The 21,828-nt window shown below is 60.5% G+C and carries 19 protein-coding genes; 8 read left to right on the top strand and 11 right to left on the bottom strand.

The features are described 5' to 3' along the window. Nucleotides 1–3: 3 nt before the first annotated feature. From rodA to ACR0IM_RS12940, 5 genes are read right to left on the bottom strand one after another with little or no spacing between them, the layout of a single operon-like run. Complete coding sequence (rodA, locus tag ACR0IM_RS12960) at nucleotides 4–1,143, bottom strand: rod shape-determining protein RodA (protein ID WP_480592936.1); 1,140 nt, start codon at nucleotides 1,141–1,143, stop codon at nucleotides 4–6. Next, nucleotides 1,140–3,089 (bottom strand): penicillin-binding protein 2, encoded by a 1,950-nt coding sequence (mrdA, locus tag ACR0IM_RS12955; RefSeq protein WP_480592938.1) that lies wholly within the window; start codon nucleotides 3,087–3,089, stop codon nucleotides 1,140–1,142. The genes rodA and mrdA overlap by 4 nt, the downstream gene beginning before the upstream one ends. After that, complete coding sequence (locus tag ACR0IM_RS12950) at nucleotides 3,086–3,622, bottom strand: rod shape-determining protein MreD (RefSeq protein ID WP_480592941.1); 537 nt, start codon at nucleotides 3,620–3,622, stop codon at nucleotides 3,086–3,088. The genes mrdA and ACR0IM_RS12950 overlap by 4 nt, the downstream gene beginning before the upstream one ends. Next, entirely contained in the window at nucleotides 3,615–4,517 is a 903-nt protein-coding gene (gene mreC, locus ACR0IM_RS12945) for a rod shape-determining protein MreC (protein ID WP_480592943.1), read from the bottom strand. The genes ACR0IM_RS12950 and mreC overlap by 8 nt, the downstream gene beginning before the upstream one ends. A 58-nt stretch (nucleotides 4,518–4,575) precedes the next feature. Continuing rightward, entirely contained in the window at nucleotides 4,576–5,622 is a 1,047-nt protein-coding gene (locus ACR0IM_RS12940; RefSeq protein ID WP_039523195.1) for a rod shape-determining protein, read from the bottom strand. Between the two features lie 155 nt (nucleotides 5,623–5,777). Between ACR0IM_RS12940 and ACR0IM_RS12935 the strand changes: the two genes are divergently transcribed. Then, nucleotides 5,778–6,569: a 23S rRNA (adenine(2030)-N(6))-methyltransferase RlmJ gene (locus tag ACR0IM_RS12935; protein ID WP_480682165.1), complete on the top strand. Its 792-nt coding sequence runs from the start codon at nucleotides 5,778–5,780 to the stop codon at nucleotides 6,567–6,569. A 162-nt stretch (nucleotides 6,570–6,731) separates the two neighbouring features. Here the strand turns inward: ACR0IM_RS12935 and ACR0IM_RS12930 are convergent, their stop codons facing one another. Further along, entirely contained in the window at nucleotides 6,732–8,306 is a 1,575-nt protein-coding gene (locus ACR0IM_RS12930; protein ID WP_480596377.1) for a 2-isopropylmalate synthase, read from the bottom strand. Nucleotides 8,307–8,594: 288 nt separating this feature from the next. Between ACR0IM_RS12930 and ACR0IM_RS12925 the strand changes: the two genes are divergently transcribed. Then, nucleotides 8,595–9,260 carry an SDR family NAD(P)-dependent oxidoreductase gene (locus ACR0IM_RS12925; protein WP_480682164.1) on the top strand — a complete coding sequence of 222 codons (666 nt, stop codon included), beginning with the start codon at nucleotides 8,595–8,597 and terminating at the stop codon, nucleotides 9,258–9,260. A 10-nt stretch (nucleotides 9,261–9,270) separates the two neighbouring features. On the opposite strand, the gene ACR0IM_RS12920 is transcribed toward ACR0IM_RS12925, so the two are convergent. Continuing rightward, nucleotides 9,271–10,719 carry an MORN repeat-containing protein gene (locus ACR0IM_RS12920; RefSeq protein ID WP_480682163.1) on the bottom strand — a complete coding sequence of 483 codons (1,449 nt, stop codon included), beginning with the start codon at nucleotides 10,717–10,719 and terminating at the stop codon, nucleotides 9,271–9,273. Nucleotides 10,720–10,864: 145 nt separating this feature from the next. Between ACR0IM_RS12920 and ACR0IM_RS12915 the strand changes: the two genes are divergently transcribed. The 3 genes from ACR0IM_RS12915 to ACR0IM_RS12905 all read left to right on the top strand — a co-directional run bounded on the left by ACR0IM_RS12915 (nucleotide 10,865) and on the right by ACR0IM_RS12905 (nucleotide 14,560). After that, complete coding sequence (locus tag ACR0IM_RS12915) at nucleotides 10,865–12,523, top strand: NAD+ synthase (RefSeq protein WP_480682162.1); 1,659 nt, start codon at nucleotides 10,865–10,867, stop codon at nucleotides 12,521–12,523. A gap of 314 nt (nucleotides 12,524–12,837) precedes the next feature. Next, a complete protein-coding gene (locus ACR0IM_RS12910) occupies nucleotides 12,838–13,071 on the top strand; it encodes a hypothetical protein (RefSeq protein ID WP_480596387.1) in 234 nt (77 codons plus the stop codon). A gap of 160 nt (nucleotides 13,072–13,231) precedes the next feature. Further along, nucleotides 13,232–14,560 (top strand): NAD(P)/FAD-dependent oxidoreductase, encoded by a 1,329-nt coding sequence (locus tag ACR0IM_RS12905; RefSeq protein ID WP_480641839.1) that lies wholly within the window; start codon nucleotides 13,232–13,234, stop codon nucleotides 14,558–14,560. A gap of 4 nt (nucleotides 14,561–14,564) precedes the next feature. Here the strand turns inward: ACR0IM_RS12905 and ACR0IM_RS12900 are convergent, their stop codons facing one another. Next, a complete protein-coding gene (locus tag ACR0IM_RS12900) occupies nucleotides 14,565–15,497 on the bottom strand; it encodes an MBL fold metallo-hydrolase (protein ID WP_480641840.1) in 933 nt (310 codons plus the stop codon). Between the two features lie 116 nt (nucleotides 15,498–15,613). Between ACR0IM_RS12900 and ACR0IM_RS12895 the strand changes: the two genes are divergently transcribed. Together ACR0IM_RS12895 and gltX are read left to right on the top strand one after the other, a co-directional pair. Next, nucleotides 15,614–16,048: a DUF1801 domain-containing protein gene (locus ACR0IM_RS12895; RefSeq protein ID WP_480682161.1), complete on the top strand. Its 435-nt coding sequence runs from the start codon at nucleotides 15,614–15,616 to the stop codon at nucleotides 16,046–16,048. 60 nt (nucleotides 16,049–16,108) lie between these two features. After that, nucleotides 16,109–17,434, top strand: a complete 1,326-nt coding sequence (gene gltX / locus ACR0IM_RS12890) for a glutamate--tRNA ligase (RefSeq protein WP_480682160.1) — start codon at nucleotides 16,109–16,111, stop codon at nucleotides 17,432–17,434. A 54-nt stretch (nucleotides 17,435–17,488) separates the two neighbouring features. Here the strand turns inward: gltX and ACR0IM_RS12885 are convergent, their stop codons facing one another. Then, entirely contained in the window at nucleotides 17,489–18,058 is a 570-nt protein-coding gene (locus tag ACR0IM_RS12885) for a gamma-glutamylcyclotransferase family protein (protein WP_480596398.1), read from the bottom strand. Between the two features lie 95 nt (nucleotides 18,059–18,153). On the opposite strand from ACR0IM_RS12885, the gene ACR0IM_RS12880 reads away from it, so the two are divergent. Beyond that, nucleotides 18,154–18,600 (top strand): RrF2 family transcriptional regulator, encoded by a 447-nt coding sequence (locus tag ACR0IM_RS12880; protein WP_480682159.1) that lies wholly within the window; start codon nucleotides 18,154–18,156, stop codon nucleotides 18,598–18,600. A 2-nt stretch (nucleotides 18,601–18,602) separates the two neighbouring features. Here ACR0IM_RS12880 and ACR0IM_RS12875 read toward each other — a convergent pair whose 3' ends face one another. Both ACR0IM_RS12875 and ACR0IM_RS12870 read right to left on the bottom strand, forming a co-directional pair. Further along, nucleotides 18,603–21,131, bottom strand: a complete 2,529-nt coding sequence (locus ACR0IM_RS12875; RefSeq protein WP_480682158.1) for an ABC transporter permease — start codon at nucleotides 21,129–21,131, stop codon at nucleotides 18,603–18,605. Then, nucleotides 21,128–21,823 carry an ABC transporter ATP-binding protein gene (locus ACR0IM_RS12870; RefSeq protein ID WP_480596404.1) on the bottom strand — a complete coding sequence of 232 codons (696 nt, stop codon included), beginning with the start codon at nucleotides 21,821–21,823 and terminating at the stop codon, nucleotides 21,128–21,130. The genes ACR0IM_RS12875 and ACR0IM_RS12870 overlap by 4 nt, the downstream gene beginning before the upstream one ends. Nucleotides 21,824–21,828 lie beyond the last annotated feature (5 nt).

The raw sequence follows: 21,828 nt of genomic DNA, 5'->3' as shown, positions 1-21,828 counted from the left end.
AGATCAGCGGGGGCGGTGAATATGGGCGCTTTGGACGATGCCGAAGGCGGCCATCAGAACCAGCATTGCTGAGCCGCCATAGCTGACCATCGGCAGCGGCACACCCACAACCGGGGCCAGGCCCATCACCATCGACATGTTGACGGCAAAGAACAGGAAGAAGTTCAACGCGATGCCCAGCGTCACCAGAGACGAGAACCGGTCCTTGGTTGAAAGCGCGGTAACCAGACAGAAGACCAGTATCAGGCCATAGAGGGTCAGCAGGGTGATGCCCCCGACAAAACCGAACTCCTCGGCCAAAGTAGTGAAAATGAAATCGGTGTGTTTCTCGGGCAGGAAGTTCAGACGGGACTGGGTGCCCTGCATGAACCCGCGCCCGTTCCAGCCTCCCGATCCCAGTGCGATCTTGGATTGGGTGATATGATACCCCGCCCCCAACGGATCGGTCGAGGGGTCGAGGAAGGTGTCGATCCGGCGGAACTGGTAATCTTTGAGTAGCTGCCAATCGGTCCCTCGGCTGTTGAATACCGTGGCAATCAGGCCCACCACCGCCGCGATGACGGCTGCGAAATACGCCCAGTGTACCCCGGCCAGGAACATCAGCCCGCCGCCCGCCGCCAACAGCAGGATCGAAGTGCCAAGGTCAGGCTGGCGCAGCACCAGAAAGGTCGGGATCAGGATCAGCAGGACCGGGATGATCACCCAGACAGGCCGCGAGGTCCTGTGCGAGGGCAACCAGTCGTAATAGGCCGCCAGCAGCATCACCAGCGTCACTTTCATTAGTTCCGAGGGTTGCAGCCGCATGAATTTCAGGTCGATCCAGCGCTGGGCGCCCATGCCGACCGTACCAAACAGTTCCACATAGATAAGCAGAAGGATCGATACGATATAGGCGAGCACTGACATGTTGCGCCAGAACCAGATGGGAACCAGTGCGATGATGAACATGACGGCCAGACCCAGCCCAAAGCGTTCCATTTGCGGTTCGGCCCATGGGGTCCACGATCCACCCGCCACGGAATACAGCATCAGGAACCCGGTGCTGGCCACGCTGATCAAGAGCAGGGTCAGCGCCCAGTTCATGTACAGGAATTTGCGGAACCCCGAGGGCGTGGATTTGACGGCGTACTCAAGATAGCTCATGCGCGGTCCTTTTCGGACGGTCGCGCTTTGGGGCGACGGTCGCCTTCCAGCCGTTTTTGCTGTTCCTTGATGCCGTCCCGATCGGCGGTCGGATAAGCCTCGAGCGGGGGCGTTCCGTTGTAGAGCGCCTGCAACATGATATCGCGGGCCACCGGGGCAGCCGCTTTCGAGCCACCGCCGCCATGTTCCACCACGACGGCCACGGCGTATTTCGGATTGTCATACGGCGCAAAGCTAACGAACAGCGCGTGGTCTCGGCGTTCCCACGGCAGGTCTTCGTTGCGGATCACTCCCGCGGCACGTTCGGCTTTGGTGATGTTGCGCACCTGGCTGGTGCCGGTCTTGCCCGCCATGCGGAACTCATCCGCGATGATGCGGCTGCGATAGGCAGTGCCGCGCCGGTCGTTCGAGACCGAGAACATCGCCTGACGCACTTGCTCCAGATTGTTGCGGTTCACCGCTAAAGGTTCCCCCGCGCCCGAGGGCTGTTCAATCCCGTTCACCGAGCGCACCAGCCTTGGCTTCACCGCGCGACCAGTCGCAATACGCGCCGTCATCACCGCCAGTTGCAATGGCGAGGCCAGCATGAAACCCTGACCGATCGAGGCATTCGCGGTGTCACCCACCAACCAGTCCTGCCCGTGCACACGCTGTTTCCATTCCTGGTTCGGCGCCAGCCCCGCGGCTACGGCAGACATCGGGATATCGTGCTTTACGCCCAGCCCGAAGGTGCGCGCCATGTCCGAGATTTTGTCGATTCCCACCCGCAGCGCCACGTCGTAGTAATAAACATCGCAACTGCGTTTCAGCGAGGTTTCCAGGTCAACCGTTCCATGCCCGCCCCGTTTCCAGCAGTGGAAACGGCGGCTGCCCACCTTCAGGTGGCCGGGGCAGTAAACGGTGTTCGAGGGCCCGATTACACCGGCTTCAAGCGCGGCCATGGCGGTGATCATCTTGAAGGTCGACCCTGGGGGGTAGGTGCCCTGCACCGTCTTGTTCGACAGAGGGCGATAATTGTCCTGGGTCAATGCTCGGTAATCGGCGACCGAGATGCCGCGCACGAACAGATTCGGATCGAAACTTGGCGCCGAACTGATGGCGCGGATATCGCCGCTTTCACAGTCGATCACCACGGCAGCGGCGCTTTCACCGGCCAGCCGCGCCTGCGCGTATTGTTGCAGGTTGGCGTCCACCGAAAGTTGCAGATCCGCCCCGGCGGTACCTTCCTGACGGTCCAGTTCGCGCATCACGCGACCGGTGGCGTTGACCTCGACCCGCTTGGCCCCGGCCTTGCCGCGCAGGGTGATTTCCTGTTTGGCTTCCAGCCCGACCTTGCCGATCTGAAATCGGGGAATGCGCAACACGGGCTCGGGGTCTTCGATCTGGCTCAGATCATAGTCACTGACCGGGCCGACATAGCCGACCACATGGGCGAAATCTTCATATCGGGGATATTGCCGGGTCTGCCCGACTTCGGGGATCACGCCGGGCAGCGCAGGGGCGTTGACGGCAACCTTCGAGATATCTTCCCATGTGACCTGATCGGCCAGTGTCACCGGCAGAAACGGGGCCGAGCGGTGCATTTCGGTCTTGGCCCGGTCGATCTCGTCCTCGGTCAGGGGGATCAACTGGGACAGTTTGGCGATCACCTCGTCCACATCGCCCGCATCCTCGCGCACCATGACGATCCGGTACGATGGCGAGTTCTGGCTGATAATCTCTCCGTTCCGGTCATAGATTCGGCCCCGGGTCGGTGGGATCAGGCGGATATTGATCCGGTTTTCCTCGGCCAGCAGGCGGTATTCGTCGGCCTGATCCACCTGCATGAATCGCATCCGGGCGGCTAGCCCGCCGATAAAGACGGCTTGCAATCCACCCAAAACCAGCGCTCTGCGCGGCAGGCGTTTATAGGCAAGGCCTTGGGCTTTGGGTTTGCGTTGCTTCATGCGCGCGCTCCCAATGCGCCGGTTTCAGCCGTGGATTTGCGCCGCACACCGAATCCGTTCTGGCTGAGCAGAACAATCAGTGGATAAACCGCAATTGTCAGAACCACTTGGATCACCACCGGCCCCAATGCTGCCTGTTGCACTGACAGAATAGCAAGAATGACGCGGTTCAGCGTAAAAACAGCTGTGATTACCACGGCAACGGTTGACCATTCGCCGACAAATCCCGAGTCCCGCAAGCCAAACGCGGCCGAGTGCAGATAAGCGGCCCCCAGAACCACCAGCGCCGCCAGCAGGCCGGGCGGACGTTGCAGCAACAGATCCGCCATCAGCATCACGATTGCGACCAACAAGATCGGCACGAATTCAGGCCGCCGAAGCACCCAGGCGAAGGTCAGGGCAATCAACAAGTCCGGAAACGGCCAGCGGTTCGGTTTTGTATCCAGAGGCAACAGGTGCAAAAACAGGATCAGCGCGGCCAGAAACAGGTACAGGACACGCTTGGACCAAAGCTGTGAAGTCTGACTATCCATCGCCAACCTCCACCGGCGGCAGAGCTGCTTCAGGCTGTGTGGGGCCAACGATGCTGCCCGGGTCCCGAATGGTAGGCGCCGATTGATATCGTAGCACCCGCAAGAATTCGAGCCGTTCGAAATCCGCCGACAGACGCACCCGCAGACGGCCTCCGGGATCGGCCGTGATCTGTCCGATTAGCAACCCGGCCGGAAACACTCCGCCATCGCCCGAGGTCACGACGCGGTCGCCAGGGCGGACCAGTTCGCGGTTTTCAAGAAACTCGACGGCGGGGGCCGGAGTATTGTCACCCGTGATCAGGGCGGTCTGGCCCGAAGGTTGAATGGTCGCCGGGATCGCGCTGGAGGCATCTGTCATCAGGATCACCCGCGCCGTGTCCGGGCCCACACCCGAGATCCGTCCGACCACGCCGATTCCGTCCATCGTGGCCCAGCCATCGGTGATGCCGTCCCGCTCGCCGACATTCAGCAGAACTGACTGCCGGAACGGAGAGCCGCTGTCGGCCATCACAACCCCGGTGATATAGGTCAAGCGTGGATCGAGCCGAACGTTGTTCAGATCCAGCAGCCGGGCGTTTTCCTGCTCAAGCTGCAGCGCGGCCTCTTTCCAGGCCCGCATCAGGCGCAACTCGCTGCGTAATTCCTGGTTCTGTTCGCTCAGGCGTTGATAGCTTTGGAAATCGCGGGCCAGGTTGACCACAGCGGTGACCGGTACCATGGCCCATTCCATCGACGGCACGACCCGGTCGACGACCTGGGCGCGGAACCGTTCCACCCGCGGGCTGTCGATACGCCAGACCAGAAAGATCCCCAGCAGGCACAGCACCACGATCCCCAACAGCAAGCGGCGCAGGGGGGTGGTGTATTCATCGCGCTGTGATCGGTCTTTTGCCACAGGACTCCTTCCCGTGCTGCTCGTGCCGAGTTTACCCTATCTGCAAAGGGTGCGCGCCTTAGCTTTCGTAGTCAATCGCGTGGCGCAGTTGTTTTTCGTATTCCAAGGCCTTGCCGGTGCCCAATGCCACACAGTTCAGGCTTTCGTCGGCAATCGACACGGCCAGACCGGTCTGTTCGCGCAGCGCCAGATCCAGATCGCCCAGCAGCGCACCGCCGCCAGTCAGCATCACGCCCCGGTCCACGATATCCGCAGCCAGATCGGGCGGAGTGGTTTCCAGCGCGGTCATCACCGCCTCGCAAATCTGCTGGACAGGTTCAGACAGCGCCTCGGCCACCTGGGCCTGGCTGATCTCGATTTCCTTCGGCACACCGTTCAGCAGGTCGCGGCCACGGATATGCATCGACTGACCACGGCCATCGTCGGGCATACGCGCGGTGCCGATGGTGGTCTTGATGCGTTCAGCAGTCGATTCACCCACCAGCAAGTTCTGCTGACGACGCAGGTATGAGATGATGGCCTCGTCCATCCGGTCGCCACCAACGCGGACCGAGCGGGCATATACGATGTCGCCCAGCGACAGAACCGCAACCTCGGTGGTGCCGCCGCCGATATCGACGACCATGTTCCCGGTCGGATCGGTGATTGGCATCCCTGCGCCAATGGCCGCAGCGATAGGTTCAGCAATAAGACCCGCGCGACGGGCGCCAGCGGACAGAACCGATTGACGGATCGCACGTTTCTCGACCGGGGTTGCGCCATGGGGAACGCAGACGATGATTTTGGGTTTCGAAAAGGTCGAGCGTTTATGCACCTTGCGGATGAAATGCTTGATCATCTCTTCGGCCGTGTCGAAATCGGCAATCACACCTTCACGCATTGGGCGGATCGCTTCGATCGAACCGGGGGTTCGGCCCAGCATCAGCTTGGCGTCTTCGCCAACGGCCAGAACTTTTTTCACGCCGTCCTTGACGTGGTAGGCCACCACGGATGGCTCAGACAGGATCACGCCACGCCCCTTGACATACACCAGGGTGTTTGCCGTCCCAAGGTCGATAGCCATGTCCGCTGTGAACAGGCCGCCCAGATTGCCAAAGATCCCCATGTTTCCCCTGATCCTGTATGTCGGTTTTTCTACTGCCCGCGACTCGACGGTTCCGGGACGGATGACTTATAGGGTGCCAGCACGCCCGGTAAAAGGGCTGATTCCGCGATAATCAGCACCTTTCCGCCTTATTGAGAGGGACTTTAGAAGGCAACATGCTCTCTTATCAACACATTTACCACGCTGGGAATCTGGCTGATGTGCAAAAGCACGCTTTATTGGCAATTGTGCTGGAGTATCTGACCCGTAAAGACAAACCGCTGACCTACCTGGAAACCCATTCGGGCCGAGGTTTGTACAAGCTGGATGCGGCAGAGGCGGTGCGCACGGGCGAGGCCGAGGCCGGCATCCGGCGCGTCCAGCGGGCCAAGTGGTTTGACGCGGATCATCCGCTGGAACAGGCGATCCGCGCTGTTCAGAAAAGGCATGGGGCTGAGGCCTACCCCGGATCGCCACTGATTGCCGCCAATTTGCTGAGAGATCAGGACAGCCTGCATTTTGCCGAGCTGCACCCGCAGGAACATTCCGCGCTGGCCATGGCGATGTCAGCTTATGGGGCCAAGGTGTACCAGCAGGACGGGTACGAGTTGGCGCAATCTCTGCTGCCCCCGACACCACGGCGTGGAGCGATGCTGATCGACCCGAGCTACGAGGTGAAATCTGAATACGACCGTCTGCCAGGTATCATCGGCAAATTGCATCGGAAATGGAACGTGGGCGTAATCGCTCTGTGGTATCCGATTCTGTCGGATAATCGACATGGTGCAATGATTTCCGCCCTGAAATCTCAGAACTTGCCGAAAACCTTCTGCCACGAAGTCAGGTTCGACCCTGTGCGCGAGGGGCATCGCATGGTGGGGTCGGGTATGTTCATCATCAATGCGCCCTATGGGCTTGAGGATGAAATGGCTCGCCTGACGGCGCTGTTCAAAGAGCTCAATACATAGTCTTCGAAGACGGTGAAAGGCTCCCGCCTCGCTTGCCCGCATCAAAGATGCAGCCAACCGAGTTGGGCCCGGCAGCGCGCCTGCGGCGCGCTGCCGGGCCCAAAACCCAAGAAGGTCGGCGAAGTCGGGCCGGTGCGGGTGCGGGAGCCTCTTCCCGTCGTTTTAGGTCAGGTCTTTGTAGCTGATCTCACGCGCGTCGGCACCGGGACCGGTTTTCTCGCGGCGCACCTTCAGGCGGTTCAGGGCGTGGATATATGCCTTGGCCGAGGCCACCACCGTATCGGTGTTGGCGGATTGACCGGTGGCGATCATGCCGTCTTCTTCCAGGCGCACCGAAACCGTGGCCTGCGCATCGGTGCCTTCGGTCACCGCGTGCACCTGATAGAGCTGAAGCCGGGCGGTGTTCGGATAGATCACGCGGATCGCCTTGAACGTCGCATCCACCGGCCCGTCGCCGTGTTCGGTTGCGATGACGTCCTTGCCGTCTACTTCCAGTTCGACGGTCGATTCCGCCTGACCACCGGTGCCGCAGGTGACCTTCATCGATACCAGTTGCAGGTGGTCGTTGCTTTCGTCATCGTCCAGCGACATCAACGCGATGAGGTCGTCGTCGAATACCTCTTTCTTGCGGTCGGCCAGATCCTTGAACCGAACAAAGATATCCTTGAGCTGGTTGTCCCCGACCTCGTAGCCCAGTGTCTCGAGCTTGTCGCGCAACGCCGCGCGGCCCGAGTGCTTGCCCAACGGCAAAGACGTGCCCGAAAGGCCGATATCCTCGGGGCGCATGATTTCGAAGTTTTCGCGGTTCTTCAGCATGCCGTCCTGATGGATGCCGCTTTCATGGGCAAAAGCGTTCTTGCCGACGATGGCCTTGTTGAACTGCACGTTGAAGCCCGAGACCGTCGCCACCCGGCGCGAGATATGCATGATCTTTGTCGTGTCGATGCCGGTGTTCCACGGCATGATGTCGTTGCGGGTTCGCAGAGCCATCACGACCTCTTCCAACGCTGTGTTGCCCGCACGTTCGCCCAGACCGTTGATGGTGCACTCGATCTGGCGCGCACCGCCTGCGACTGCCGCCAGAGAGTTTGCGGTCGCCATACCAAGGTCATTGTGGCAGTGGGTGGCAAAAACCACCTCATCGGCACCGGGCACGGTCTCGATCAGGCGCTTGATCAGGTCCGCGCTTTCCACCGGAGCGGTATAGCCAACGGTGTCAGGAATGTTGATCGTGGTCGCACCGGCTTTGATCGCAATTTCGATTACACGGCACAGGTAATCCCATTCCGTTCGAGTCGCATCCATCGGCGACCATTGCACGTTTTCGCACAAATTGCGCGCGTGGCTGACGGTCTCGTGGATCTTCTCGGCCATCTCGTCCTGGGTCAGGTTCGGAATCGCGCGGTGCAGCGGAGAGGTGCCGATGAAGGTGTGAATCCGGTTCTTCCCGGCGTGCTTCACGGCCTCCCAGCAGCGGTCGATATCGGCGAAATTGGCGCGGGCCAGACCGCAGATGCGACTGTTTTTGGATCGTTGAGCGATTTCCGAAACCGCTTTGAAGTCACCTTCCGAGGCGATGGGGAAACCGGCTTCGATGATGTCGACACCCATTTCGTCCAGCAACTCGGCAATCTCGAGCTTTTCGGCGTGGGTCATGGTGGCGCCGGGGCTCTGCTCGCCGTCGCGCAAAGTGGTATCGAAGATCAAGACGCGGTCTTGGTCGGTCACGTTGGTCATGGGATTCTCTTTCTTCTTCTGTCCTAAAGCCTATGGCGCGCGGGCGTCCTCCTCTGAGCGGGCGCGCCGGATGGCACGCTCAGAGGCGGATTAGGATCAGTAGGCCGCGCAGAGACGCACCGCGAATGGCGGTGTCGGCAACAAGGATATCTGCGCGGTTGATCATGGGAACGAGGTTATACAGAGCCGTCCCGGAATGAAAAGACCATTTTGCGACGTAACTGCAGTTGAGCGGTTTCTTTTCCGCGCCGCATTGATCCGCGCAGACAGGCGGCTAGGTGGTTCGCCATGGAAAAAGCACTGATCATTGGCGCATCAGGAGACATCGGACAGGCAGTCTGTCAGCGCCTGAGCGGGCAGGGGGTGGCTGTGAAGGGCTTGTCACGCTCAGCCGACGGGTTTGATTTGACGAACCCTGATGGCGTGCATCGCGTGCTGGGCGCGATCCCCGGAGTGTTCGACCTGATCCTTGTTGCGTCCGGGGCATTGGAGATCAACGGCACTGCACCGGAAAAGACCGTCCGCGCTGTATCTGGGCAGGCAATGATGGATCAGTTTGCGCTGAATGCCGTGGGCCCGGCTCTGGTCCTCAGTCACGCGGCACGTCTGTTGCCCCGCGACCGCCGCGCGGTTTTTGCCGTGCTTTCGGCTCGTGTGGGTTCGATCGGGGATAACCGGCTGGGTGGTTGGATTAGCTATCGGGCGGCAAAGGCGGCGGTGAATCAGATTGTTCACACGGCAGCAATCGAACTGGCCCGCACCCACAAACAGGCGATCTGTGTCGCGCTGCATCCCGGTACTGTCAAAACGGACGTCACCCGGAAATACCTCGGCCGATATCCTGCTGTTGCCCCGGACGAGGCCGCGTCGAATTTATTGGACGTGATGGCGCAATTGACCCCGACCGATACCGGCGGGTTCTTCGACTGGGCGGGAAAACCGGTGCCATGGTAGCGGTATTGCTTCAGCCGTCCGGGTTTGACGGGGGCGTCTCGGGAGCCGCTTCGGGAGCAGTATCATCAGCCGTCGCCAGTGCGCCGTTGTCCCAAACGCCGGTTTCCGTTTCGCCGTTGGCATAGCGTACGGTGCCGGCGCCATGGCGTTTCGCGTCCACGAAATTGCCCTCGTAGACATCACCGTTGGGATAGGTTGCGATCCCTTCTCCGGTAATTTTGCCTTCGGTCCATTGACCCGAATAGGTGAACCCGTTTGCCATGATGATCTCGCCCTGCCCGTGGCGTTTGCCGGTCAGAAACTCTCCGGAATAGACCGTGCCATCCGGGTAGGTGGACATGCCCTTGCCTTGCCGCAAGCCGTCCACCCAGTCTCCTTCATAGCTGGAGCCGTCGGCCATGGTCAGAATGCCTTTGCCATGGTTCTTGGCGTTTCGAAACTGGCCTCTGTAGACGGTACCGTTAGGATAGGTCGACACACCTTCGCCTTCGATTACCCCGGCGATCCAATCCCCCTCGTAGGTCGAACCGTCCGGGTAGGTGATAAGGCCCTTGCCCTCGGCCAGATCGGCCTTGAAATCCCCGACATGGACCGAGCCGTCCGGGTAGGTCAGTTCGCCCACCCCCTCAAGCAGGCCGTCGGTCCACTCACCGGTATAGAGGAACCCATCCGTGCCGGTATAGGTTCCCTGACCATGCCGCAGGTCGTTGGAATAGTCGCCTTCGTAGACATCGCCTTTGGCATAGGTCATCTTGCCCTTGCCTTGCCGTCGGCCTTCGACCAACTCGCCCTCGTAGACGTCCCCGTTGACAAAAGACATGCGCCCGGTGCCGGTGATGCGATCCTCGGCCCAATCGCCGGCATAGGTCATCCCGTCGGGCAGGGTCAGGCTGCCCTGGCCGTGGCGCTGACCGTTGCGGATGTCACCTTCGTAGATACCGCCATTGGCATAAGTCACCTTGCCTTTGCCCAGTTTGACGCCATCCACCCAATCGCCATCGTAACTGTAGCCGCCCGGGTCGCTCAGTACGCCTTTACCGTGATGCCGGGCGTTCTGGAAGCCGCCCTCATAGCGCACGCCATTGGCGTAGACGGCTACACCCGTGCCATTGATCGCACCGTTTGCCCATTCGCCCTCGTAGCTGCCACCATCAGCATAGGTGATCTTGCCACTTCCTTCGGGTTGGCCCTTGGCGAACATCCCCTCAAAGACCGAGCCGTTGACATAGCGGGCGATGCCCATTCCCTTAATTTCGCCCTCAACCCATTCGCCGCTGTATTCGAACCCGTTGGGCAGGCGGTAGGTGCCGGTGCCGTGACGCAGGCCGTTTTCAAAGGTGCCCTCGTAGACGCCCCCGACCTCATCATCCGTTGTGATCACCTGACCGTTCTGTGCGGCGGCACCCGCAGCGATCAGGGCCATCGCGGATGCGGCAATAGAAATGCAGAAAGCGTTCATGATCGGTCCTGCCTGTCCGGTTTTCATCTTTTGCGCAAAACTACGGCACGCGCGGGGGCAGAGCAACGGGTTTTGCCGCATTTGCCTTTCACTCGCGCAATGATCTGCTAAATGGCAATAAGACCGACGAGGGCAAGAGGGCAGCATGGCCGACCGTTTCCGCATCACTCTGGCGCAACTCAACCCGATCGTAGGGGATATCGAAGGCAATGCCGCCAAGGCGTTAGCCGCGTGGAAGCAGGCGCGCGATGCCGGGGCCGACCTGGTGGCTTTCCCCGAAATGTTTATCACCGGCTACAACACGCAGGATCTGGTGATGAAGCCCGCCTTTCACCGGGCGGCGATGGTGGCTGTCGAAGAACTGGCCGCACAATGCGCCGACGGCCCGGCGGTGGCGATTGGCGGGCCGTGGGTTGAAGATAGCAGCCTGTTTAATGCCTATCTGATCCTCAAGGGCGGTCGGATCGGCAGCAAGGTGCTGAAGCATCATCTGCCCAATGAAACGGTGTTCGATGAGGTGCGCCTGTACGACTCTGGCCCGCTGGGCGGGCCTTACGCAGTCGGAAATACACGTATCGGTAGCCCGATCTGCGAAGATAGTTGGCACCCTGATGTGGCCGAAACGCTTGAGGAAACCGGGGCCGAGTTTTTGCTGATCCCCAACGGATCGCCCTATTTTCGCAACAAGTACGATATACGCCTGAATCATATGGTGGCCCGCGTAGTCGAGACCGGTCTGCCGGTGATCTACCTCAACATGGTGGGCGGGCAGGACGATCAGGTTTTTGACGGGGCCACTTTCGGCCTGAACCCAGGTGGAGAACTGGCGTTCCGGATGCCGGTTTTCGATGAGACCGTGACCCATATCGACTTGGAGCGCGGCGATGATGGTTGGCGCATCGTACCGGCCGAGATCGTGCCGCAGCCCGATGAATGGGAGCAGGACTATCGCGCCATGGTGCAGTCCCTGCGCGACTACATGGGCAAGACCGGGTTCAAAAAGGTTCTGCTGGGTCTGTCGGGCGGCGTCGATTCCGCTCTGGTCGCTTCTATTGCCGTGGATGCTATCGGGGCCGAGAATGTTCGCTGCGTGATGCTGCCTTCGGAATATACCAGTCAGGCTTCATTGGACGATGCCGAGGCCGTGGCCAAAGCACTTGGCGTGTACTACGACTACGTGCCGATCTCGGACAGTCGGGCGGCAGTGACAGATACTCTGGCCCCGCTGTTTGCCGGTCATGATGAAGATTTGACAGAAGAAAACATCCAATCCCGCCTGCGCGGTTTGTTGCTGATGGCGATCTCGAACAAATTTGGCGAGATGTTGCTGACCACCGGCAACAAATCCGAGGTCGCGGTGGGCTATGCCACGATCTACGGCGACATGAACGGTGGCTACAACCCGATCAAGGACCTGTACAAAACGCGTGTGTTCGAGACCTGCCGCTGGCGCAACACCAATCACCGCGACTGGATGATGGGCCCGGCGGGCGAGGTGATCCGCCCCTCGGTCATTGACAAACCCCCCAGCGCCGAACTGCGCGAAGATCAAAAGGACAGCGACAGCCTGCCCGATTACCCGATTCTGGATGCGATTCTGGATATTCTGGTCGATCAGGAGGGCTCGATCGCTGATTGCGTGGCCGCCGGTTTCAACGAGGTAGACGCGCGGCGGGTTGAGCACCTGATTTATATCAGCGAATACAAGCGCTTTCAGTCCGCCCCCGGAACGCGCCTGACCAGCCGGGCATTCTGGTTGGATCGCCGTTACCCGATTGTGAACCGCTGGCGGGATCGGGACTGAGCCGAAGGGGAATCGTGAAGCTGGGTCAAAACGGCGTTTCGATATCAGACCCATTACGCCAGGTTGTTTTGTTATTGTTTCCGAATAGTAGATAACTCTCTGATTTTTCAAGCTCTCAGGGAACTGACTGCTTGAAACTGAGACATTTTTTTGCCACATTTTGGCTTAATTGATGCCCCACATGGGGCGGTGTGACCTCAATTCGATGTATGGATCTGTGGCGCACGCGTGTTGAATGTCTGGGTTAACGATTTGGTGCTATTATGTATAAGGGATATGACAAGCCGCTTCACCCGCCGTTAAGGTATAAGTCGATGGAATCCGAAGCACGGGTTCTGGACGAGGCCAAGCTGGACTCGGCGATTGCTGATCTTCTTCGCGAAGAAGAAAGCGAAGACCCCGAGCCCGTAGTGGGAGCGACTAAACTCAACGCGATCTTCCCGGTCCTGCCCGAACAGGCGGAAATAGACGAAGAAGTGGAACCTCGCGATTCTGGCCTTGCGGCAACCTTGCGTCAGAAATGGGCTGAACTGAGCGGCGCAGCGTAAACTCCAAGCGATTTGAAACAGGACGGTGCGAGCTTTCTCGCGCCTGTTGGCGTGTTCGCCACAGCTGTCAAAAAACATAGGTCCCGCAGCAGAAGACATGTTGCCTGAGCGCCTGCATCACGCCTTCATTGCGACCCGAGCCATGAAGTAAGAGCGGTTGATGCCCGGCCCCAAACCAACCCCCGTTGAACCCGATCTGCACCTGCCCAAAACCGTGGATGTCGTTGTCATTGGCGGCGGCATTATCGGAGCATCGACCGCGCTGGAGTTGGCTGAACGAGGCGCCTCGGTACTGTTGTGCGAAAAGGGGCAGATTGCGGGCGAGCAAAGCTCTCGCAATTGGGGATGGGTCCGTCTGGGGTTGCGCGACCCGCGGGAGATTCCGTTGATGATCGAATCGCTGCATCTATGGCAAGGGCTGGATCAGCGCATCGGGCGGGAAACCGGCTATACCCGCGCGGGCATTCTGTTTGGTGCTTCGGGCAAACGCGACAGCGGCAATCTGGAACGGTGGCTGCGTCACGTGGACGGGCTGCAAACCGGCGCGCGGCTGGTTTCGGGGGCCGAGTTGCACGCCCTGCTGCCGGGCAATCAGACTTCCTACGATTGCGCCCTTTACATGCCACAGGACGGCCGGGCCGAACCACAACAGGCTGCACCAGCAATTGCCGAGGCAGCGCGGGATCGCGGCGCTGTTCTGACGACCAATTGTGCCGTCCGCAGCGTCGATGCCGGGAGTGGTCGTATCACCGGAGTATTCACCGAGCGTGGCCGCGTGGCCTGTGACTTCGTGGTTCTGGCCGGTGGTGCCTGGTCGCGTCTGTTTGCGGGGAATGCGGGGATTGAACTACCGCAATTGAAGGTTTTGAATACGGTCCTGCGGACCTCTCCAGCTGATGGACCGGAAGCGGCGCTTTGGTCCGATGATTTTGCCATGCGTAAACGGTCAGACGGGGGTTATTCCATCGCCTCGGGCCATGAAAACACGGTGGACATTGTACCTGACAGTTTTCGGCTGGCGCGGCAGTTCTTACCCGCATTCGCACAGGAATGGAGATCGCTGCGGTTTCGACTGTCAAAGCGCTGGAGCATCGAAGCAAGCCAGGACCAGACCTGGCTACCCACGGATGTCACCCCGTTCGAACATTGCCGCGTGCTGGATCCCGAACCTTCGCCCAAAACGCTGCGACAGGCTTGGGCAGCGGCGCGCAGAGGTTTCCCGATGCTGGAACAGGCCGAGCTTGTACAAAGCTGGGCGGGCCTTATTGATGTTACGCCGGACGCGGTGCCGGTGATCTCGGGGGTTGATCAGATGCCGGGAATGTTCATCGCAACCGGGTTTTCGGGCCATGGGTTTGGCATCGGCCCGGCAGCAGGCCGCCTGATGGCCGATCTGGTCGCCGAAACGACGCCATGCGTCGATCCGGCCGCCTTCCGCCTCTCCCGCTTTTCAGATGGCTCAAAGGTGCGACCGGATCCTGGGTACTGAGGGCCTAGCCCATCATCTGGTAGCTGACCGGCACAAAGCGGAACCCGTCACCTCGGCTTTCGACGAACCCGGCTGCAGGGAAGGGCATGTGATAGCCGATCATCGGTACCTTGTCGGCGGCCAGCATTCCCAGCACATTGCGCCGCGAGGCGGTAGCGGCAGCCTTGTCCATGTCAAAGCGCACTTCCCATTCCGGGTGGGCAAAGGACCAGACATAGTGGTTCGCCAGATCAGCGGTCAGCACCAACCGCTGACCGTTGTTTTCCAGATGATAGACCGTGTGACCGGGTGTGTGCCCATAGGCGGCGACGGCAGTGATGCCCGACGCAACTTCGCCGCCGTCTTCGACAAAGGTCATTTTCTCGGCCAGCGGTGTCACCTTGGCGGCCACCAGATCACCGACCCGGTTTCCGGCCTCTTGTGCGGCCCAGAAATCATACTCGGGCGACGCGGTGACATAACGCGCGTTCGGGAAGGTCGGCGCATCATCTGTGGTCATGCCACCGATATGGTCGGGGTGCATGTGGGTGATGACAACAACGTCGATCTGATCCGGAGTGACACCTGCATCCGCCAGTGCAGCCTGAATGCCACCTTGGCCCAAACCGGTATCGAACAGCACCAGCTCGGACCCGGTATTGACCAGCGTCGGCGTGAAGAAGAATTGCGCTACATCCGGGGAGATGAAGTTTTCGGCCGAGACTTTGGCGAAATCCTCATCTGAAGCACCGCCGCCGAAAATCTCTTGGGCGCCATCACGCGGCAGGCTTCCATCCAGCAGCGTGGTGACGGTGAAATCGCCCAGTGTAAAGGACTTGGCAATGGATGAATTGGCCTTGGTCTCGCTCCCGGCGGCCAAAAGCGGGGCCGCGGCTGTGGCAAATGGCAAAGCGGCCGCAGAACCCAAAGCGGCGCGGCGTGTGAGTTTAATGGTCATTGTGGTTCTCCCTGTCAGAACACCTGTAGGTGAGTTAGGTCGGCGCGAGTCTCTTGCCAGTTTATACCCCGGAGATATGGGCTGCGTGGATGAACAATGCGTGTTAAATTTTGTTTATGCCGCGATCTGAGAATAAGACCGTTCCAACCGACCAGAGTGTCGAGAGCTTTCTATCCAGGGTGCAGCCTTTCGGCAGGGCCGAAAGTGGGAAGGTTCTGGACGGGCTTTTCCGCAAGACGACCGGGTTCGAGCCCGTCATGTGGGGGCCCTCGATTGTGGGCTATGGCCGCTATCACTATCGCTATAAATCCGGGCGCGAGGGCGACTTCCTTGCCACCGGCTTTTCGCCACGCAAGTCCGCGCTGTCAATTTACATCATGCCCGGCTATGCGGATTTCGGGGACATTCTGTCCCGTCTGGGTAAGCACAAGCTGGGTATATCTTGTCTATACGTGAACAAGCTGGCGGATATCGATCTGGATGTCCTGGCCGAGCTGATCCGTGCCGGGCTTGAGGGCTTGGAGCGGCACTGGCCGGTGGAGCCGACCTGAACGCCCTTGCTGGACAATTGGCCCATCCTGTGACATGAGCCGCGCCAACAGGAGAACTCCATGACCACCACCCGTTTTGCCCCGTCGCCCACCGGTTACATCCATGTGGGCAACCTGCGTACCGCCCTGATGAACTATCTGATCGCTCGCAAAGCGGGCGGCACGTTTATCTTGCGTATCGACGACACCGATCCTGAGCGGTCGAAAGAAGAATATGTCGATGCCATCAAGCAGGATATGGAGTGGCTGGGCCTGCACTGGGACCGGATCGAGCGTCAATCGGACCGTCTGGATCGCTATGCCGAAGCCGCTGACAAGCTGCGCGAAATGGGCCGTTTCTATGAGGCGTTTGAAACGCCGACGGAGCTGGACCTGAAACGCAAGAAACAGCTGAACATGGGCAAGCCGCCGGTCTATGACCGCGCTGCATTGAACCTGTCGGATGCCGAGAAAGAGGCCCTACGGGTTGAACGTGGCAATGGCGTCTGGCGGTTCAAGCTGGATCACCAGCGGATCGAGTGGACTGACGGTATTCTGGGCGACATCTCGATTGATGCTGCATCAGTGTCTGATCCGGTGCTTATCCGGGGCGATGGGCAGGTTCTGTATACGATCGCGTCAGTGGTGGACGACACCGAGATGGGCGTAACCGATGTCGTGCGCGGCTCGGACCATGTGACCAACACTGCGACGCAAATCCAGATCATCGAAGCGCTGGGCGGCACTTGCCCGCGTTTTGCGCACCACTCGCTGCTGACCGGCCCGCAGGGCGAGGCATTGTCCAAGCGTCTGGGCACGCTGGCCTTGCGCGATCTGCGTGAACAGGGCGTGCAGCCTATGGCGCTGCTGAGCCTGATGGCGCGTCTGGGTTCGTCCGATCCGGTAGAATTGCGCTCGGACATGGCGGAACTGATCGAAGGCTTTGATGTGAACCGCTTTGGCGCTGCGCCAACCAAGTTTGACGTGCAGGACTTGTTCCCGCTGACCGCCAAGCATCTGCAGTCGCTGCCGCTGGCGGACGTGGCCGATGCGGTCGCTGACGCGGGCGTTCCGGCAGAACTGGCCGCGCCGTTCTGGGCGATGGCGCGTGAGAACATCACCACTCTGGGTGACCTCAAAGGTTGGTGGGAGCTGTGCCGTGACGGGGCAGAGCCTTTGATCGCCGACGAGGATCGTGAGTTCATCTCTGAGGCCGTGGCTCTGCTGCCCGAAGGGCCTTTCGATGGCGAGACCTGGGGCACTTGGACCAAAGCCGTGAAAGAGGCCACGGGTCGCAAGGGCAAAGGCCTGTTCATGCCACTGCGTAAGGCGCTGACGGGTATGGAGCGCGGGCCGGAAATGGCGAACCTGCTGCCGTTGCTGCAGGTTATCCGGGCACGCGGCTAAGCGCGAAAGCACTGATATCCGAAAGGCGGGGCCGATATGCAGCCCCGCTTTTTTCTATGCAGTATGGACAATCGACGCAGAAATGCGGCGCAGCCGATCATCGACAAATTCGGTCTCGGCCGGTTTCAAATGCTGGTGGCGCGGGTATCGAGGTTCAGCCCGGTCGTTCAGAATCGGCGCGTACCACCCATCGGTGGTGGCAAAAAAACGGTCCGCACCGTCCTCACCAAAGGTGCGCAGATACCCTTGCACGACCACGTCGATATAGCTGAGCAGCAGCGGATGACGATTGCTGGGCACGGCGTGGCGGCCCTGCGGTACCGCGTAAACGGCGATTTCGACCTCGTGGGTCAAAGGATGTGTGACAGCTTGGGTCGCGGGAACCCGGTCATAGGCCCATTCCCGCTCGTCCAGCGCCACCCAGTCGTTTTTCGGGACATGGGCGATCATCCCTTCGATCTCGGACTCAGGGTCCGGGATTGCAGTCAGAAAGGCTACTGGGCGTAGGTCGGTGTGTCGCCAGGCGCGTCGCCACCCCATCAGCCGCGCAGGATGTGGGTCGGGGAAATCGTGCGTCGCTAGGTTCACGAGGCTACCATAGCCAAAGAAATAAGGGTCTGCCATGCGCCGTCAGGTCCTTCTTGAGCGATTGATGTATGTCAAACCGCTTTTTTGTCGGACATGCAATAAGATCGCATCTTGAAATTTGGGAGGTCTCGATGAGGATTACCAAAAGGACAAATATCGCGGTGCGCTTGCTGATGTATTGCGCGGCGCATCAGGATCGGCTGGTTACAAAGGCCGAGATCGCCGATGTGTGCAACATATCGGAAAACCACCTAGCGCAGGTGATCAACCAATTGAGCCAGCTGAACTACCTCAGTACTCAACGTGGTCGCAACGGTGGCATGTCTTTGGCGCGTCCGGCCGATCAGATTCGGATCGGCTCGGTGTTTCGCCATGTCGAAGGTAACTTGCCAATCGCCGAGTGCTTTGCCGATGCCGACAACACCTGTCCCCTGACGGATGCCTGCCGATTGCGGCTTGCGCTGCAAGACGCGGCCGAGGTGTTCTATGCTTCGCTGGACGAAATCACACTGGACTCGCTTGTGTGCGACAACGACCAGTTGCTGCAAATCCTGCAACCGGTCGCCTGCGTGCGTTGAGATCAGTCGCTGGCCCGCAGGATGCGGGCCGGACGTGCGGCCAGAGGGCGCAGGGCAAAGGCTAGCCCCGCGCCAAGGGTCACCAGAATGCCGGCCAGAACGATGCTCAGCGCTGAAGTCCAGATGACCGAGAAACTGATGTCGAAGATGTAGGTGGCAACCGCCCACCCCCCCAGAATGCCGGTCAGCAGGGCAACGCCCCCGGCCGCTGCACCCAGCAGGACTGAGCGTAGAGCAAAGCTGATCAATATGCGTCGCCGATCCGCGCCCAGTGTTTTCAGGATCGCGGATTCGTAACGACGCGCGGTTTCTCCTGCGGCGGCGGCCCCGATCAGAACAAGAAATCCGGTCAACAAGGATATCCCCGCTCCGTAAGAAGTCGCGGCGGCCAACCCGGTCAGCAGGCTCGAGACGCGGTCAATCGCGTCGCGCACCCGGATTGCGGTTATGTTAGGAAACTGGCCCGCCAGATCGCGCAGGATGCCGGCTTCGGCCTGTTCTTCGGCATAGACCGTGGCGATGAAACTGTGCGGCGCCCCGGCAAGGGCGGAGGGACTCATCGACATGATGAACCCCATGCCAGCGGTCGAAAAATCGACCTCGCGGAAAGAAGTGATTTCGGCGGTGATGTCGCGGCCCAGAATGTTCACGGTCAATTCGTCGCCAAGGTCCAGACCCATTTCTTCGGCTTCTTCCGCGGCGAAACTGACTTGCGGCATGCCTGAGTAATCCTGGGGCCACCATGCGCCCGCGGTGATGCGGGCGTTTTTGGGCGGTGTGGCGGAATAGGTCACGCCCCGATCACCATCCAGAACCCAGTGATCGCCAGCGACGTCGCGCGCGGGCAGCCCATTGATCTGGGTGATGATGCCGCGCAGCATTGGAGCGCTTTCGATGCGGCGGACAGCGGGGTCAGAGTCCAGCCGTTCGGTAAAGCCGGGCATCTGGTCTTTTTGAATGTCGACAAAGAAATAAGACGGGGCCACGTCAGGCAGATTGCCCGAGATCGCATTTCGAAGGGTTCCGTCGATCTGGCCAACAGCGGCAAGCACCGAAAGACCCAGCCCCAACGAGAGCACGACCGAAGCAGCCCCCTCTCGCGGGTCTGAGATCGCCGACAAAGCCCATCGCATGGCGGGGCGACCCCGAGCCGCCTTGGTGCTGATGCGCGCCAGTTTGCGGATCGCAAGCGCGGAAAAGGACAGCAGCAGCAGCGCGCCGACCAGCCCGGCGCTTGTCCAGAGCGTCAGGCGAATCGAGCCGCTGAACCAAGCGGCAGACGCGATCAGCAGTGCCAATCCGAAGGCAGTTGCGACCACGAAGGCAGTGCGCGGAAGAGCGCGCGCCGATGATAGCGCGTCGCGGAACAGAGTCGCGGCGCGAACCTCCTCGGTTCGGGCGAGGGGCCAGAGGGTGAACAGGAACGCAGTCAGCATTCCGTACAGTGCAGCCTCGGCCAGAGGGCGGGGATAGAGCGTGAAAACGGCAGGGACGGGCAGGCGGGCCTCGATCAGAGGGGCCAGCAGCAGCGGTAAAGCCGCCCCCAGAGCAATCCCAAACGCGATGCCGAGCCCTGACAATACCCCTATTTGTATCATATATGTCTGAAAGATCGTCGCGCGATCCGCGCCCAACGTGCGCAGCGTTGCAATTGTCTCGGTCTTTTGCGCCAGATAGGCGCGTACGGCAGCGGACACGCCTATGCCGCCAACAGCTAGACCGGACAGGCCGACCAGAACCAGAAAGGCGCTGAGACGCGTGACAAACTCGGCAATCCCCGGCGCGCCGTTGCGGGCATCGGTCCAGCGCATTCCGGTGCCGTCGAAACTACTTCTGGCCGCGGCGGACAGGGTTTCGAGGTCGGTTCCCGGCGGCAGCTTCAGCCGGTATTTGGTGGCAAACAACGTCCCCGGCGCCAGCAGGCCGGATGCCTGCAAATCCTGGGTCCGGACCAGAGTGCGCGGCCCCAATCCAAAGCCGTCCGCGGCGCCGTCCGGTTCATGCATCAATGCTGCCGTCAGCACGAAATCCTGCGTGCCAAGTGCAAAACGGTCTCCGATGGACAGACCCAGCCGGTCCATCAGCACCGGATCCATGACCGCTCCGGGCAGGCCCTGCTGGCCGTCCAATGCGGCGGAAAGCGATTGGTCAGGCTTCAGGTTTGCTGTTCCCAACAACGGATAGGCCGCGTCCACGGCTTTCACCTGCGTCAGGGCACGCTGGGTTTTGCCCCCCCGACGCACAACGGCCATCGAGCGGAAATCCACAACCTCGGACACTTCGGTCGCGGTTTGTTGCATCCACGCGCGCTCGTCATCTGTGGCGAAGCGGTAGGTGAATTCCAACTGCGCGTCCCCGCCCAGCAGCGCCGAGCCTTCCTGCGTCAGCCCGGTCTGGATCGCAGAACGCACCGACCCGATAGCGGCAATGGCAGCCACTCCCAACGCCAGACAAGCCAGAAACACGCGAAAGCCGCGCACGCCGCCGCGCAGTTCCCGGCGTGCCAGACGACCGGCCAGGCGCAGGCTCATTCCGCGGCCTCTTGTTGCGTGTCTTCCGCGATGGTGCCATCCCGCAACCGGATCACCCGGTCGCATTTGCGCGCCAGACTGTGGCTGTGGGTGACCAGAACCAGCGTGGCACCATGCCTGTCACGCAAACCGAACAGCAGTTCGACGATGGCCGCACCGTTGGTATCGTCCAGATTTCCGGTCGGCTCGTCCGCCAGCAGGATCTGAGGGCGCGGCGCGGAGGCGCGCGCCAGCGCAACCCGCTGCTGCTCACCCCCCGACAGTTGCGCCGGATAGTGATCGTGCCGATGTGAAAGACCGACCGCGTCCAATTCGGCCGCGGCACGGGCAAATGCATCCTTATGCCCGGCCAGTTCCAGCGGCGTGGCCACATTCTCAAGCGCGGTCATGGTGGGGATCAGGTGAAAGTTCTGAAACACCACCCCCATTGCATCACGCCTGAACCGGGCAAGCGCATCCTCGTCCATTCCTGTCAGATCATGGCCCAAAGCAGTGATTTCGCCCCCGGTCGCCTGCTCCAGCCCGCCCATCAGCATCAGCAGTGAGGATTTGCCGGACCCGGACGGCCCAACCAACCCTAGCGTTTCGCCTTGGGCGACGGTCAGGGAGATGTCGTGCAGGATATTCACTCGACCGGCATTGCCATCCAGCGACAAAGCGGCATTTTGGAGCGAAAGAACGGGTGTCGTCATGGGTC

This window comes from Ruegeria sp. BF6 (genome assembly GCF_056538665.1).
This window is presented reverse-complemented; position numbering and strand designations above follow the sequence as displayed.